Annotated in this window: 13 protein-coding genes; 7 read left to right on the forward strand and 6 right to left on the reverse strand. The window is 73.3% G+C overall.

Annotation, left to right across the window (positions count from 1 at the left end; all coding sequences use genetic code 11):
* Positions 1 to 12: 12 nt before the first annotated feature.
* Both AB0J53_RS27435 and AB0J53_RS27440 read right to left on the reverse strand, forming a co-directional pair.
* Positions 13 to 1,389 carry a hypothetical protein gene (locus AB0J53_RS27435; RefSeq protein WP_364177399.1) on the reverse strand — a complete coding sequence of 459 codons (1,377 nt, stop codon included), beginning with the start codon at positions 1,387 to 1,389 and terminating at the stop codon, positions 13 to 15.
* Positions 1,386 to 1,970, reverse strand: coding sequence for a RidA family protein (locus AB0J53_RS27440; RefSeq protein WP_364177402.1), 585 nt, complete (start codon positions 1,968 to 1,970; stop codon positions 1,386 to 1,388). Before AB0J53_RS27440 ends, AB0J53_RS27435 begins: the two co-directional genes overlap by 4 nt.
* Before the next feature lie 558 nt (positions 1,971 to 2,528).
* On the opposite strand from AB0J53_RS27440, the gene AB0J53_RS27445 reads away from it, so the two are divergent.
* Together AB0J53_RS27445 and AB0J53_RS27450 are read left to right on the forward strand one after the other, a co-directional pair.
* A complete protein-coding gene (locus tag AB0J53_RS27445) occupies positions 2,529 to 3,341 on the forward strand; it encodes a universal stress protein (RefSeq protein ID WP_357593637.1) in 813 nt (270 codons plus the stop codon).
* On the forward strand, positions 3,338 to 3,850 hold the full coding sequence (locus tag AB0J53_RS27450; RefSeq protein WP_364177406.1) for a flavodoxin: 513 nt from the start codon (positions 3,338 to 3,340) through the stop codon (positions 3,848 to 3,850). The genes AB0J53_RS27445 and AB0J53_RS27450 overlap by 4 nt, the downstream gene beginning before the upstream one ends.
* A gap of 7 nt (positions 3,851 to 3,857) precedes the next feature.
* Here AB0J53_RS27450 and AB0J53_RS27455 read toward each other — a convergent pair whose 3' ends face one another.
* Both AB0J53_RS27455 and AB0J53_RS27460 read right to left on the reverse strand, forming a co-directional pair.
* Complete coding sequence (locus AB0J53_RS27455; RefSeq protein WP_364177408.1) at positions 3,858 to 5,333, reverse strand: serine/threonine-protein kinase; 1,476 nt, start codon at positions 5,331 to 5,333, stop codon at positions 3,858 to 3,860.
* Between the two features lie 75 nt (positions 5,334 to 5,408).
* Positions 5,409 to 6,839, reverse strand: a complete 1,431-nt coding sequence (locus AB0J53_RS27460; RefSeq protein ID WP_364177411.1) for a serine hydrolase domain-containing protein — start codon at positions 6,837 to 6,839, stop codon at positions 5,409 to 5,411.
* 127 nt (positions 6,840 to 6,966) lie between these two features.
* Here AB0J53_RS27460 and AB0J53_RS27465 point away from each other — a divergent pair, with 127 nt between their 5' ends.
* Entirely contained in the window at positions 6,967 to 7,863 is an 897-nt protein-coding gene (locus tag AB0J53_RS27465; RefSeq protein ID WP_364177414.1) for a helix-turn-helix domain-containing protein, read from the forward strand.
* Here the strand turns inward: AB0J53_RS27465 and AB0J53_RS27470 are convergent.
* Both AB0J53_RS27470 and AB0J53_RS27475 read right to left on the reverse strand, forming a co-directional pair.
* The gene (locus AB0J53_RS27470) at positions 7,817 to 8,896 is read right to left on the reverse strand and encodes an ABC transporter substrate-binding protein (protein ID WP_364177417.1); all 1,080 of its coding nucleotides are present in this window, start codon (positions 8,894 to 8,896) and stop codon (positions 7,817 to 7,819) included. The two genes, AB0J53_RS27465 and AB0J53_RS27470, sit on opposite strands and share 47 nt — an antisense overlap.
* Positions 8,893 to 9,426 carry a SigE family RNA polymerase sigma factor gene (locus AB0J53_RS27475; protein WP_219520041.1) on the reverse strand — a complete coding sequence of 178 codons (534 nt, stop codon included), beginning with the start codon at positions 9,424 to 9,426 and terminating at the stop codon, positions 8,893 to 8,895. Before AB0J53_RS27475 ends, AB0J53_RS27470 begins: the two co-directional genes overlap by 4 nt.
* 178 nt (positions 9,427 to 9,604) lie before the next feature.
* Here AB0J53_RS27475 and AB0J53_RS27480 point away from each other — a divergent pair, with 178 nt between their 5' ends.
* The 4 genes from AB0J53_RS27480 to AB0J53_RS27495 all read left to right on the forward strand — a co-directional run bounded on the left by AB0J53_RS27480 (position 9,605) and on the right by AB0J53_RS27495 (position 14,602).
* On the forward strand, positions 9,605 to 11,413 hold the full coding sequence (locus AB0J53_RS27480) for a cellulose binding domain-containing protein (RefSeq protein ID WP_364177420.1): 1,809 nt from the start codon (positions 9,605 to 9,607) through the stop codon (positions 11,411 to 11,413).
* A gap of 112 nt (positions 11,414 to 11,525) precedes the next feature.
* Positions 11,526 to 11,942: a hypothetical protein gene (locus AB0J53_RS27485; RefSeq protein ID WP_364177423.1), complete on the forward strand. Its 417-nt coding sequence runs from the start codon at positions 11,526 to 11,528 to the stop codon at positions 11,940 to 11,942.
* Positions 11,943 to 12,036: 94 nt separating this feature from the next.
* The gene (locus AB0J53_RS27490; RefSeq protein ID WP_364177426.1) at positions 12,037 to 13,032 is read left to right on the forward strand and encodes a LacI family DNA-binding transcriptional regulator; all 996 of its coding nucleotides are present in this window, start codon (positions 12,037 to 12,039) and stop codon (positions 13,030 to 13,032) included.
* Positions 13,025 to 14,602, forward strand: coding sequence for an FAD-dependent oxidoreductase (locus AB0J53_RS27495; protein ID WP_364177429.1), 1,578 nt, complete (start codon positions 13,025 to 13,027; stop codon positions 14,600 to 14,602). The genes AB0J53_RS27490 and AB0J53_RS27495 overlap by 8 nt, the downstream gene beginning before the upstream one ends.
* Positions 14,603 to 14,619: the final 17 nt, after the last annotated feature.

Raw genomic sequence — 14,619 nt, forward strand, 5'->3', positions numbered from 1 at the left:
GTTCTGCTGGAGCTAGTTGGCGACCTGCACCCGCGTGTGGCCGGTGACGACGCGCACGCCCAGGCCCTCCATGACCTCCAGGTAGTCGGGGAAGCTCGCGTGCAGGTGCTGCACTCCCTCGATGGACGTCGGCCGCCGCGCGCCGAGCGCGGCGGTGGCCAGGCTCAGGAAGATGCGGTGGTCGCCGTGGCTGTCGACGGTGACGCCGCCGGCCGGCGCCTGCCGCCCGGCGGTGGCGAACCCGTCCACCTCGCCGTCGGCGCCGTACGTGGGCTCGATCGCGCAGCCCATCCGGCGCAGCTCCCCGATCATCACCGAGATGCGCGGGCACTTGTGGTTGTTGACCTGAGCCGCGTTGCGCAGCGTCACCTTGGCCTCGACGAACGGCGCGATCGCCGCGAGGGTGGGGACGACGGTCGGGATGTTGCCGCCGTCGATCTCTATCGAGGCCGAGCCGGGCGAGGTGCGCCGCAGCCGCAGCTCGCCGCTCACCCTGTCGTGCTCGGCACGCACGCCCAGCGCCTCCAGCACCTCGAAGAACTCGGCCTCCGAGCTGAGCGAGGAGCGCTGGTAGCCGGCTACGGCGATCTCGCCGTGGTCGGCCGTGGCCACCGCGCCGGCCAGGTAGGACAGGGCGGTGAAGTCGGAGGCCACCCGGTGGATGCGCGATTGGTAGGCCGACGGGGTGATCGTGAACGACCGCCCGTCCTGCTCCACGACCGCGCCCTGCTCCCGCATCATCTGCAGGGTCAGGTCCACGTACCCCTGCCCGACCGGGTCGTCGGTGCAGTCCACCCGGATCGCGCGGCGGGCCAGCGGCGCGACCAGCAGCACCGCCGTCAGCACCTGCGAGCTGTGCCGCGTGTCGACGGTGGTCCGGCCGCCGAGCCGGCGGCTGCCGTGGATGCGCACGCGCAGCCGCCGGGAGTCGCTGACGTCCTCGAACCGGCCGCCGAGGTCGCCGATGAACCCCATGTGCTCGCGCACCGGGCGGGCGAACATCGAGGTGTCGCCCTCGATGACGGTCTCGTGGCTGGACAGGCAGGCCAGCGCGGCGAGCGTACGGAAGTTGAAGGCCGAGCCCGCCACGGGCACCGGCGCCCGGCCCGCCCGCAGCGACCGGCCGACACCCGACACGATCAGCTTGCTCGCCTCGTCGTGCAGCACGTCGAGGCCGAACTGCCGGGCCGCCGTGAACAGCTTCTCCGCCTCCGAGCTCCACGCCGGGTTCACGATGATGCTCGGCGCGTTGGTCAGCAGGCTGAGCAGAATGGCGCGCTGCATGTGCGGCTTCGAGTACGGCAGGCGCCCGGTCCCGCCGATGCCGCGTCGTGCCGGATGTATTTCCACCAGGCGCATCGTCGCGCTTCCCTCTTTTCCGGTCATCATGATTCCGCGGTGCCCGGTAGTATCGCGGTCGCGGTGATTTCGACGAGGAACTCCGGCTTCACCAGGGCGACGGCCACCGTGGTGTTCACCGGCGTGATGTGCCCGAAGTACTTCTGGAACGCCCGGGCATAATCGTCGAAATGGGCGAAGTCGGTGAGGTGCGTGGTGGTGCTCACGACGTCCTCGAGCTCCGCGCCGAGGCGGCGCAGCGAAGTCTGAATTTTCTCGATGATGAATTCCGTCTGGGCGAACGCGTCGTGGCCGACCGCGTTTCCCTCCCCGTCGGCGGCGACGGTTCCCGCGATGAACACCTGGTTTCCGATGCGGACGCCGCGGGAGTATCCCATCTGCGGTTCCCAGGGCGACGCGCTGAAGATGATCTTCTTCTCGGACTGCCGGTCCGCTGCTGCTGTTGCGGTGTTTTCCATGCTCAACCGTCTGACTTCCCTTGTGAGGTGGTGTTTTCGGGCATGCGTGGGCCCGAGATCGGATAATGCGCGGTGAAAACTGAGTAACGGCAGGCTCGCGCCGCCGCCGCGCAAAAGAGAAGTGTTTCCGGCGAAATGGGTTCCCTGCGTCATGGGAGCAATTCCGGAGCCCCCCGGCTCCACCCGTCGCCGTGTGGCGCGATCATGCAAAGGAAGATCGCTGGTATTTCCCCCGATGTGCCTCCAGTACCTTGCCGCCCGCTTTCCTTTGGCTACATAAGTACATGCGGAGACATGAGTCAAGGGTCACTCTTCCGGCTTTTGCCCGGCTCAACATCGACATCGGGGCGGGATGGCGAGAAAGCGCATGTGGAAGGGTGGTCCGGCGCCGGGTTTCGCCGGAGGAGAATGATTTCGGACGGTGACTTACCGGGAAAAGACTCGTCCGGACCGCCGTGTCGGATCGGCAGTCAGGGCGGGAGACGGCGAGAATATTTCTTATAATCTTCCGCCGTCGGCCACCTCCGTTCCTCCGGACGATCGGACACGTCACCGCGGCAGGGCCGCGCCTGTCTCCGCCGGGCGGGGTATGCCGGGAGTGACCCGCTCGGGACCAATGGCCGGACCTTCCGGGACTTCCTCCTCCTGTGCCGTGCGGGCCGCCGGGGCGAGGCTGGCGGCGAGAGCCGGCAGGCAGTGAGGAGACGTGAGATGGCCGATCGGATCGTGGTGGGCGTGGACGGGTCCGCGCCGGCGGCCGCGGCGGTGGAATGGGCGGCGGCCGACGCCCAGCGGCGCGGGCTGGACCTGCGGATCGTGCACGTGTGCGGGCACGAGACGGACGCCGGAGAGACGCTGGAGATCGCCGCCGACCGGGCGCTCGCGCTGACCCGCGACGTCGAGGTGACCACCGAGTCGCTGCCCGGGCACGCGGCCGACCGGCTCATCGGCGAATCCGCGACGGCCGACAGCCTGGTGCTCGGCAGCCGCGGGCTCGGCGGGTTCACCCGGCTGCTGGTCGGCTCGGTTAGCGTCGCCGTGGCCGGGCACGCCGCCGGGCCGGTCGTCGTCGTCCGCGCCCCGCGCGTGGTCGAGCACGGCAGGGTCGTGGTCGGCTACGACGGCTCGGAGCACTCGCACGCCGCCATGGAGTACGCCGTCCAGCAGGCGCGCGCCCGCCAGGCCCAGCTGCACGTGGTCACGTCCTGGCAGATGCCGCCGTTCTTCTCCTCGCACGCCGTGGCGTACACCGGCCTGATCGAGGAGGCGATGGAGGACGAGATGCGCATGGCGCGCGAGCGCGTGACGCCCTGGCGGCTGGCCAACCCCGGCCTCGTCATCACCGACGAGCAGTCGCGCATCCACCCGATCTCCGCCCTCGTCGAGGCGGCCGAGTCGGCCGACCTGGTCGTGGTGGGCTCGCGCGGGCGAGGCGGCTTCGCCTCGGCGCTGCTCGGCTCGGTCAGCCACGGCGTGCTCCACCACGCGCCGTGCCCGGTCGCCGTGGTCCGGCCGCGCCCATGAGCCCCGTCGCGCTCGTGCTCTACGAGTCCCGGTACGGCAGCACGCGGCTGATCGCCGAAGCGGTGGCGGAGGGCCTGGCCACCCGGATGCCGGCGGAGGCGCGCGAGGCCGCCTCCACACCCGCCCGCCTGGGGGAGGACGTCACGCTCCTCGTGGTGGGCGCGCCGACGCACGCCTCCCCGATGAGCCGCGCGCCCGTCCCGCGGGGCGGGGGCGTGCGGGAATGGCTGGCCGCGCTCGGCCCGCCGCCGGCCACGCTCGGCTCGGCCGCCTTCGACACCCGCGTGGGCAGGCCCCGCCTGCCCGGCGCGGCCGCCCACGCGCTGACCAGATCGCTGCGGCGGCTCGGCGTCAGGTCCGTCGCCCCGGCGCGGAGCTTCGCCGTCACCGCCGTTCAGGGCCCGCCGGCCGAGGGCGAGCTGGACCGTGCCAGGCGATGGGGTGAGAGCCTCGCCGCCCGGCACCTGCCGGCGGAGCGGGACGCCGCGACCGCCTCCGTGCACGGCTGACCGTCCGCTACAGCAGCGTGGTCATCGCCGCGATCACGAAGATCAGCGCGATCGGCCCCAGCACCGCCGACGACACCACGATCGCCCGGTGGCCGGGCAGCAGCCGGGCCAGCGCGTGCGACGCCGCCTGCCGCACCGTCCCCGCGCCCGGCAGCACGAACAGCCCCAGCGTGAACACGGCCGCCGCCAGCGGCTCCACGTGGCTGGTGCTCAACCGGCCGGTCCAGTGCAGGAAGCTGGAGGCGGCGATGCCGAGCGCCAGCGACAGCACGACGTGGCCCACCGTCACGAGCACGACCCTGGACAGCGTCCGGCGGTGCTCGCCCAGGAAGTACGCCCCGGCCCGCAGCGCCACGGACAGCGCCGCCGCGGTCAGCCCGACGCCGACCGGCTTGAGCACGGTCAGCGCCATCAGCGTCACCAGGACGAGCACCCCGGAGAAGTCGCTGCCGGCCAGGAACCGCCGCAGGTCGAAGGGCTCCCGGGGCGGCGACGGGCGCTCGGGCTCCGGCCGCTCGGCATGCACCGTCGGCGCGGGTGCGGCCACGGGGCCGGCCGGCGCGTACCGGACCGGCGGGAGCAGGTCGGAGACCGTGTCCAAGGCCCGCGTACGGTCCGCCCGCACGGGCTCCGGGCTTACGGGCACCGGGCTCACGGGCACTGGGCGTACCGGCTCCGCGCGCCCGCCCGGGTCGAGCGCCCCGGCCATCCGCAGCAGCTCCCGCGCGCTGGGCCGCGCCGCCGGATCGACCTGGAGCGCCCGGCTCAGCCAGCCCCGCAGCCACGCCGGGGCCCGGTCGATCTGCGCCCGGCCTTCCAGCGTGTTGAAGCAGACCGCCTCGAACGTCCCGGTCCCGAACGGCGGCAGCCCCGTAGCGGCGAAGAACACCGTCGAGGCCAGCGCGTGCACGTCGGCCGCCGGCGTGATCACCGAGCCCCGGATGATCTCCGGAGCCAGGTAGCCGGGCGTGCCGACGAACATCCCGGACTGCGTCAGCCGGGCCGCGTTCACCAGGTGGGCGATGCCGAAGTCGATCACCAGCGGCTCGTCCCCGACCAGCATGACGTTGGACGGCTTGAGGTCGCGGTGGATGACGCCGGCCTCGTGGATGTCCACCAGCGCCTGGCACAGCTTCCTGGCCAGCGCGACGACCTCACCGGCCCCCAGCGGGCCCCGGTCCAGGATCGTGGCCTCCAGCGTGCGCCCCGGGGCGAACCGCGTCACCACGTACGGGGTGCCGCCCGTCAGCTCCGCGTCGAGCGTCTCGGCCACGTACCGGCTGCGCACCCGCCGCATGGTCTCCACCTCGCGGACCAGCCGGTCGCGCGCCTTCAGGTCGGCCGCCACGTGCGGGTGCAACACCTTGATCGCGACTTGCCGGCCCGCGCCGTCGAGTCCGAGATGGACGACTCCCATGCCGCCCTCGCCGATCTTCTCGATCAGCCGGTACGGGCCCAGATGCTCCTGCGTCCGCGTGCTCATTCCCGACGTCTTCCTCCTTGCTCCGGCAGCGCCCCCGCCTTGGACATTAAGCGACGACCGGCGCCGGCGCGGCGTCTAGGCGACGTCGGGCCGGGTCATCAGCGGTGATCGCACGTGCACCTCAAGGCTAGGGCCGGTCAGGGGGACGATGTTCCACGCCGCCACCGCCGTCCGCGCGACGGCGTCCACCACCAGCCTGACCCGGTGCGGCGTGGTGATGACATAGACGTCGGCGACGAACGTGTCGCCCTGCCAGGCGGCGGACGCCACGACGGGACGGCCGAGCGGCGCGCTCTCCCGCCACCCGCCGTGACCGGCCTCGACGACGAGGGAAGCCCCGAGCCGCAGGAGCCACCCGCCGTCCACCGGGTCGGCCGCCACCGTGCTCCCCTCGGGCAGCGGCGACCCCTCGGCGCAGGCGTCGAGCCGCGCCTCGACCGGACGCCCCGGCTCGGCGGCCCCCGGCACCGGCGCGAACGACAGCCCCCGCAGCCGCTCGGCCAGCTTCTCGTCGTCCCCGGCGCTGTCGGCGCGGTCCAGGCCGGGCAGCAGGCACTCCCAGATCGCGTCGAGCACGCCCTGCTCCTGGTGGTGGGCGCCGGTCAGCACGACCACCAGATCGTGCGACGGGGCGACCACGAACTGCTGCCCGAAGGAGCCGACGCCGTGGAAGCCGTGCGGCGACGTCCAGAACTGGTAGCCGTAACCGTCCAGGAAATCGGCGTCCCCCGGCCCGTCAGCGGGCGGCAGCGGGTCGGCGTGCCGCCTGGTGGCCAGCTCGATCCAGGCGGCGGGGACGAGCCGCCGGTCCCCCCGGACGCCGCCGCGCAGCAGCAGCTCGGCGAAGGCGGCGACGGCCTCGGTGGTCAGGTGCAGGCCGTGGAAGCCGAACGCGGCGCCGCTCGCCACCCGGTCCCACTCGGCGTGATCGACGCCCATCGGCTCGAACAGGCGCTCGTCGAGCAGCTCCGGCAGGCCGAGTCCGGTGACCCGCTCGACCATCCGGGCCAGCACGTACGTGGTCGCGTTGTCGTAGGTGTGCCGGGTCCCCTCGGGGTCGGTGAACGGGATGCGCAGGAAGCCCTTCACCAGGTCGCCCGGTTCGAGCCGCCAGGCCTCGCCGAGGCTGTCCGTGCGGTATCCGGCCGTCATGGACAGCAGGTGGTGGACGGTGAGGCGGCGCGCCTGCGCCGAGACGCCCGCCGGGACGTGGTCGGGCAGCACGTCCACCACCCGATCGTCGAGCGAGAGCAGCCCGTCGGCGATCGCGAGCCCCACGGCGACCGAGGTGAACGACTTGGTCACCGAGTACAGGAGGTGCGGGCGCCCGGCCGAGTAGGGCGCCCACCAGCCTTCGGCGACGACGTGACCGTGGCGGACGACCATGATCGAGTGGCACTCGACGGACCGCTCCTCGAGCCGGTCCAGCAGCGCGGCGACGGCGCGGGACGACACCCCCGAGGCGGCCGGCGTCGAGCGCGGCAGCAGTGCGCGGTGAGAAGGCATCCCGGCACCGTAACAAAGCCACCGAAACCGCCCCACCGATTCAAGGGCGGACCCGCACTCGGGCACGATGTACGCGCCAGCACCGCGCCCGCCCGGCGTGCCTGCGCCCGGCCCGTAGCATGGGGGCGTGCGGACGTTCATGCACGGGCCGGCGGCGTGGGGGGTCGAGAGCCCGCGGCGGCCCAGCCGGGTGGCCGGCGTCACCATGGCCGGGTTCCGCGTCCGTGACCTGGACGCGCTCCGGATGGTGCCGCACCCGGCCGTGACGGTGGTCCTGAACTTCGGCGACGGCTCGCCCGTCCTCGACGGCGCCCCCGGGCGCGGGCGGGGCGGCAGCATCGTCGCCGGGCCCGGCCTCGGGGCCGCGGGCGCGGTCCGGGTGCGCGGGGAGAACGTCGCGTGCGTCCAGGTGCGCCTGTCCCCGGTGGTCGCGGGCGCGGTCCTGGGCGTCTCCCCGGCCGAGCTCGACGGCGCCGTCGTGCCGCTGGACGACCTGTGGGGCGCGGAGGCGTCACGCATCCGCGAGCGGCTGGGCGAGGCCGCCTCGTGGCAGGAACGCTTCGCGCTGACGGACGAGCTGCTCGCCCGCCGCGACGGCGCCGGGCCGCCCGTGGACCCGGAGGTCGCCTGGGCCTGGCACCGGATCGCCGCCGGCCACGGCCGGGCCCGGGTCGACGGGCTCGCGGCCGAGGTCGGGTGGAGCCGCAAGCGGCTCTGGTCCCGGTTCCGGTCGCAGCTCGGGCTGCCGCCCAAGCAGGCGGCGAAGCTGGTCCGCTTCGACCACGCCGCCCACCGCCTGGTCGCGGGGGAGAGCCCGGCCCTGGTCGCGGCCGACGCCGGCTACGTCGACCAGTCCCACCTGCACCGCGACGTCCTCGCCTACACCGGGGCCACCCCCGCGACCGTGGCCGGCGAGGCGTTCCTGGCCGTGGACGACCTCGCCTGGCCCGGCCACGCGGCGCCCCGGCCGCCCGCGCTCACCCGGGCGGCACGACGAGGCCCTGCGGGTCGAGCGGGGTCTTGAGCCACTTCCGCTCGTGCGCCAGGTCCGCCAGCCGCCGCAGCTCCTCCAAGTCCGGCGTGGCGGGATAGATGCCCTGCCTGATCCGCAGGGCGGCCGGCTCGGTGATGCGGATGTAGTACGGCAGGATCGCCGCGGCCTGCCCGGGGTCCTCCGCGATCAGGCGGTGCGCCCGGGCGAGCGCGCGCCGGAACGCGCCCAGCGTGGCCGGGTTGCGCCGCACCCAGTCGTCGCCGGCCATCCACCCGGCGACGTGCAGCCCCGCGAACGCGCCGGTCATCGGGTCCGCCAGCACCCGCGTACGCCGCTGCGCGACTCCCTGGGAGACGAACGGCTCCACCAGCAGAGCCGCCGCGAACCGGCCCTTCTCCAGCCCGCCGATCAGCTCGGGCAGCGGGGTCTCCACCAGGACGACGTCGCTCCGCCTCAGCCCGGCGCGCTCCAGCGTGGCCTCCAGCGCCAGCTCCTCGACGCTCCTCAGCCCGGCGACGCCGATCCTCCTGCCCTTGAGCCCGGCCACGGACCTGATGCGGGACCCGGCACCGACCACGAGCGCGGTGGTCCCCGGCCGCGCCTGGTGGAGGCTGCCGACGATCTTCAGGGGGTGGCCGTTCTCGGCCGCCATCAGCGTCGCGAGATAGTCGGTCTGCGCGAGGTCCAGGTCGCCGGCGCTCACCCGGGGCACGCTCGCGGCGGCGGCGGGGATCACGTGCGGCTCCACCGTCAGCCCCTCCTGCCGGAAGAACCCCTTGGCGTTCGCCACGTACAGCGGCGCCGCCGCCGCGCTCGCCACCACCCCGACCCGGAGCGTGCTCCGCTCGGGCGGGGGCGCCGGCGCGGCGGGCTCCTGCCGCGCGCCGGGCAGCGCGCGGACGCCGACGGTCGCGGCGAGCACCGTGACGACGACCACGGCCGCCGCGGTGAGCGCCACCAGGTTGCGCCGCCTGCGCCGGTGGATCTCGATGGCCCGGGCGGCCAGATCCCGGTCCGGCATGTCCTCCGCGATACGCCCGAGAGCGTCTCCCAGCCAGGTCATCGGCGCGCCTCCCTCATGTCGGCCGGATCGTCCAGAACGGGCAGGCGCGAGGCCAGCTCCGGCGCCAGCGCGCGCAGCCGGGCCAGGGCGTGATGCGTCTGGCTCTTCACCGTGCCGACCGAACAGCCCATCAGTCCGGCGACGTCACGTTCGGTGCGGTCCTCGTAGAAGCGCAGCACGATCACCGCGCGCTGCTTGGGGGTCAGCCGCATCAGCGCCTGGCGCAGCACGATCCGCAGGACGGTGGAGTCCTCCGTCGAATAGCCCCGCTCGGGCGGCTCCGGGCTCAGCACCTCACCGGTGACGCGCCGCCGCCGCCACGAGATGTACTGGTTCACCAGGGCCTTGCGGGCGTACGCGTCGGGCCGGTCCATCCGGCGTAACCTCGGCCAGCGCCCGACCATCCGTACCAGCACGCTCTGCAGCAGGTCCTCGGCGAGATGCACCTCACCGGTCAGCAGGTATGCCAGACGCATCAGCGGGCGCTGGTGAGCATCGACGAACGCCCGGAAACTGGCATCGCGATCCACGTCTCTCCTCAACTCGGTCACCCCCCAAACGCCGCGAACCCCCCGAAAGGTTGGCACCGGACCCCGGACCCGGTTCGACACCCAGATGTCGGCTGCCGTTCACGAGGGGCGGCCATCGGCCGGAAACCAAGATCGGATAGCCTCCAGAAGTCAAGATCACTTCTGAAGGGACGAAGCATTGCCCCAGGCATGGAAACTCAGGCTGGCCACTCTCGGTGCGGCGTTCGCGCTGCCGCTGGCGGTGATCGCGGTCCCCGCCCAGGCGGCGGAGCCGGCGCCGCTGCTCACGCCGGGCGAGCCGCAGGCCGGAGCCGAGGACCGCTACATCGTGGTCATGAAGCCCGAGAAGGCACGCTCGCGCGACTTACGCTCCTCGCTGGAACGTGACACCGTGGTGAACGGCGGCCGGGTCACCCGCCGCTACGGCAAGGCGCTGGCCGGGTTCGCGGCCGTCCTGCCCGGCAAGGCGCTGGCCGCGGTACGGGCGCACGCGGCCGTCGCCTACGTCGAGCGCGACTCCGTCATCACCGGCAGCACCGTGCAGCCCAACCCGCCGAGCTGGGGCCTCGACCGCGTCGACCAGCGCGCCCTGCCTCTCGACAACAGCTACACCTACAACGCCACCGGCGCGGGCGTCACCGCGTTCATCGTCGACAGCGGCATCCGCACCACGCACACCGAGTTCGGCGGGCGGGCGTCCTTCGGCGCCAACTTCGTCGCCGACGGCACCACCGAGGACTGCCACGGCCACGGCACGCACGTCGCGGGCACGGTCGGCGGCGCCACGTACGGCGTGGCCAAGGCCGTCAACCTGGTGGCGGTGCGCGTGCTCAACTGCAGCAACAGCGGCCTGACCAGCGACCTGGTCGCCGCGATGGACTGGGTCGCGGCCAACCACCCGCCGCGCTCGGTGGCCAACTTCAGCCTCCAGGGCTACGGCACGGCCAGCAACGACGCCGCCGAAGGGCTGATCGACTCGGGCGTGCAGACCGTGTTCATCGCCAACAACTACAACACCGACGCCTGCACCAACGCGCCGCGCTCGCCGCGCGGGGTCGTGGTCGGCGCGACGACCATCCTGGACGAGAAGGCGAGCTTCTCCTCCTTCGGGCCGTGCGTGGACGTGTTCGCGCCCGGCACGGCGATCACCTCCTCGGTCAGCACCAGCGACACCGCCTCGGGCGCCTGGTCGGGCACGTCCATGGCTGCCCCGCACGTCACCGGCTGGATCGCCCGCCACCTCCAGGAGAACCCCGCCGCCACGATGGCCGACAGCAAGGCGGCCATCATCAGCAGTTCCACCAAGGACGTGCTGACCGGCATCGGCGAGGGCTCGCCCAACCGGCTGCTGTACGCCGCCCCCGGCCCCGCGCCGGACGACACGGTCGCGCCCAGCACGCCCGGCACCCCGGTCGCGAGCGGCCTGACCGCGCGCGGCGTCACGCTCACCTGGACGGCCTCCACCGACAACGTCGGCGTCGCCGGGTACGACCTCTACACCGGCGCGGGCCAGCCCGTCGGCTCCTACACCGGCACCGTCGCCCAGCTCGGCGACCTCGCCCCGGACACCACCTACACCTACTACGTCCGGGCCCGGGACGCGGCGGGCAACCTGTCGGCCCCGTCCGGCACGGTCACCGTCACCACCCCGCCCGACGCGGCGGCCGGCTCCTGCAAGGTGACCTACCGCATCACCTCGCAGTGGGACAACCAGTTCAACGCCGAGGTGACCTTCACCAACACCGGCCAGACCGCGGTCGACGGCTGGACCATCGGCTGGTCCTACCCGGCCGGCCAGCAGGTGATCAGCGGCTGGAACGCCACCTTCGCCCAGACCGGCACCGCCGTCACGGCGGCGAGCCTCGACTGGAACCGCGGCGTCGCGCCCGGCGCGTCCGTCTCGGCCGGGTTCAGCGGCAGCCACACCGGGTCCAACCCGGCGCCGGCGGCCTTCACCGTCAACGGCTCGCCCTGCACCACGAGCTGACGCAGACCGCGCGGAGGCGGAGGCGTCCCCCCGCCTCCGCGCGGCACCCCCACCTGACGGGGCCGCTGATTCGTATCAGCTTGATTGACGGCCGCCACCCCGCCGGGCGAGCGTGCGGCACCCGGTCGCCGGGACGGTCATCCAGTCGCCGAACGACGACGACCACGGCTGCTGGGCGACGGCCCTCCCCGGCCGGCGTCCGGACGCCGACGGCGCCATGCCCGTGGAGTTCCTCGGCGGCAACCCCTACCGGCTGCGCCACCGCACACCGGACGCCTCGGTGGTCGCCGACGTGCGGATCACCGGCGGCCAGGTCCGCCGCTCGGTCCGCGCGGTCTCGGCGGCCGCGACCGCGGGCGGGCTGGAGCCGCGCCGCGCCGGGGGAGTGGTCCGCTTCAGCTGGGGCGCGGCACGGCCGGCCACGTTCGCCGTGACCTCGGCGGCCTGCCTGCGGGACGGCAGGCGGCGGCTGCACGCACGACGGCACGTCCGAGGCCGCGATCACGTTCGACCGCTGACCGCCTGCTAATCCGTATTACTCCCGCCCCGCCCCTTGACGCTGACGAGACGCGTACCGGACACTCTCTTCCACTGCTAATGCGCATTACCTGAAGGAAGGTGAGATGGGACGCATCACGCAGCGCGACATCGCCCGGCTCGCCGGCGTCAGCCAGACCACGGTCTCGCTGGTGCTCAACAACCGGCCGGGGGCCGAGACGAGGATCCCGGCCGAGACCCGGGACCGGGTGCTGCGCGTCATCAGGGAGACCGGGTACGTGGCCGACCCGCTGGCCAGGCGGCTGGCGGCGGGCCGGAACCGGATCCTCGGCGTCTTCACCTACGAGCCGGTCTTCCCGAGCGCGACGGGCGACTTCTACCACCCGTTCCTCATCGGGATCGAGGAGTCGGCCGAGCAGGTGGGCTGCGACCTGCTGCTGCTGACCAGCGCCCCGCTGGTCGACGGCCGCAAGCGCATCTACCACCAGGACCACCGCCTGCGCCTGGCCGACGGCTGCGTCCTGCTCGGCCGCGAGCTCGACCGGGAGGAGCTGGCCCGGCTGGTCGCCGAGGGCTACCCGTTCGTCTCGGTGGGCCGCCGCGACGACGCGGGCGGCCCGGTCTCCTACGTCGGCGCCGACTACGGCAGCGTGGTGCGCGAGCTGGTGGAGCGGGCCCGCGGCCTGGGTCATGAGAAATTCGCGTACGTCGGGCACGGCGCCGGGGCCGAGTCGTTCGCCGACCGCCACCGCGGATTCCAGGAGGGGACGGCCGGGCTCCAGGCCGTCACCCTCCCTCCGGCGGACGCCGAGGACGCGCTCGGCACCGGCGCCACCGCGATCTTCGTGGAGGAGTACGCCGACGGCGCGGTCATCCTCCAGGCGGCCAGGGCGCGCGGCCTGGCCGTGCCCGGGGACCTGTCGATCGTCACGCTCGGCGACCCCACCAGGCCCGCGCCGACCGACATCGACTTCACCGGCTTCCGCATCCCCCGTGCCGAGATGGGACGGCAGGCGGTGGAGGTCCTCACCGAACTCATCGAGGGCGGCAGCCCGGTCCAGCGGCTGCTCCCGTGCGAACCCGTCAAGGGCCTGACCCTGGGAAGGAACAACGTTGCGTGAGCTGAGCACCGAGGTGCTGGTCGTCGGAGGCGGCCTCGGGGGAGTGGCGGCGGCGCTCGCGGCGCTCAGAGCCGGACGGCGGGTGATCCTCACCGAGGAGCACGCCTGGCTGGGCGGGCAGCTGACCAGCCAGGCGGTGCCGCCGGACGAGCACACCTGGGTCGAGCAGTTCGGCGTCACGGCGAGCTACCGCGCGCTGCGCGACGGCATCCGCGACTACTACCGCCGCCACTTCCCCCTCACCGAGCCCGCGCGGGCCTGGCGTGAGCTCAACCCCGGCGCCGGATGGGTGAGCCCGATCTGCCACGAGCCCCGGGTGGCGCTGGCCGTCATCGAGGCCATGCTCGCCCCCTACCGGGGCAGCGGGCGGCTCACCGTGCTCCAGCCGTGCACGCCGCTGGCGGCGGAGACCGACGGGGACCGCGTCCTTTCCGTACGGCTGCGCCACGAGGGGGACGAGGTCGTGGTGACCGCGCCCTACATCCTGGACGCCACCGAGACCGGCGAGCTGCTGCCGCTGACCGGCACCGAGTACGTCACCGGCTTCGAGTCGCGCGACGACACGGGCGAGCCGAGCGCCCCCGCCGAGGCGCAGCCGCTCAACATGCAGGCGATCTCCGTCTGCTTCGCGGTCGACCACATGGACGGTGACCACACCGTCGACCGGCCCGCCTCGTACGACTTCTGGCGCGACTTCGAGCTGCCCTTCTGGGGCGGCAAGCTGCTCGGCTGGCGCAGCCCGAACCCGCGCACGCTGGAGATCGGCGAGCGGAGCTTCACCCCCAACCCGGACGACGATCCGCTGCTGGTCCGCGCCGACCAGCGGCGCAACCCCGGCGACGGCAACCTGTGGACCTTCCGCAGGATCGCCGCCCGCCGCCTGTTCACCCCGGGCGCGTACGCCAGCGACATCTGCCTGGTCAACTGGCCGATGATCGACTACGTGCTCGGCCCGGCCTTCGACGTGCCCGACGCCGCGGAGCACGTGGCCGCCGCCCGCGAGCTGTCCCGTTCGGTCCTGTACTGGCTGCAGACCGAGGCCCCGCGGCCCGACGGCGGCACCGGCTGGCCGGGGCTGCGGCTGCGCGGTGACGTGACCGGCTCGGCCGACGGCCTGGCCCAGGCTCCCTACATCCGGGAGTCGCGCCGCATCCTGGCCGAGCACACTGTGGTCGAGCAGGACGTGGTCAAGGGCGCGCGTTACGGTGATTCGGCCGGGATCGGGATGTACCGCATCGACCTGCACCCCTCGACCGGCGGCGACAACTACATCGACGTGCCGAGTGCGCCGTTCGAGATCCCGCTGGGCGCGCTGGTCCCGCGCCGGGTGGACAACCTCCTGCCCGCCGGCAAGAACCTCGGCACCACGCACATCACCAACGGCTGCTACCGGCTGCACCCCGTCGAGTGGAACATCGGCGAGGCCGCGGGCGCGCTGGCCGCCTTCTGCCTGGACAGCTCGGTGCCGCCGCGCGCCGTCCGGAACGATCCAGACCTGCTGGCCCGCTTCCAGGACCGCCTGGAGGCCCAGGGGATCGAACTGCACTGGCCGGATATTTCCGGTTATTAACCCCCCGCAAGGAGTAA

It is taken from the genome of Nonomuraea sp. NPDC049725, assembly GCF_040674795.1.
GTDB lineage: Bacteria > Actinomycetota > Actinomycetes > Streptosporangiales > Streptosporangiaceae > Nonomuraea > Nonomuraea ceibae.

What these genes read in the sequence shown, in the direction of transcription:
- AB0J53_RS27435 (WP_364177399.1), bottom strand. Translation starts at nt 1,389, where the DNA reads ATGATGACCGGAAAAGAGGGAAGCGCGACGATGCGCCTGGTGGAAATA.
- AB0J53_RS27440 (WP_364177402.1), bottom strand. Translation starts at nt 1,970, where the DNA reads ATGACGCAGGGAACCCATTTCGCCGGAAACACTTCTCTTTTGCGCGGC.
- AB0J53_RS27445 (WP_357593637.1), top strand. Translation starts at nt 2,529, where the DNA reads ATGGCCGATCGGATCGTGGTGGGCGTGGACGGGTCCGCGCCGGCGGCC.
- AB0J53_RS27450 (WP_364177406.1), top strand. Translation starts at nt 3,338, where the DNA reads ATGAGCCCCGTCGCGCTCGTGCTCTACGAGTCCCGGTACGGCAGCACG.
- AB0J53_RS27455 (WP_364177408.1), bottom strand. Translation starts at nt 5,333, where the DNA reads ATGAGCACGCGGACGCAGGAGCATCTGGGCCCGTACCGGCTGATCGAG.
- AB0J53_RS27460 (WP_364177411.1), bottom strand. Translation starts at nt 6,839, where the DNA reads ATGCCTTCTCACCGCGCACTGCTGCCGCGCTCGACGCCGGCCGCCTCG.
- AB0J53_RS27470 (WP_364177417.1), bottom strand. Translation starts at nt 8,896, where the DNA reads ATGACCTGGCTGGGAGACGCTCTCGGGCGTATCGCGGAGGACATGCCG.
- AB0J53_RS27490 (WP_364177426.1), top strand. Translation starts at nt 12,037, where the DNA reads ATGGGACGCATCACGCAGCGCGACATCGCCCGGCTCGCCGGCGTCAGC.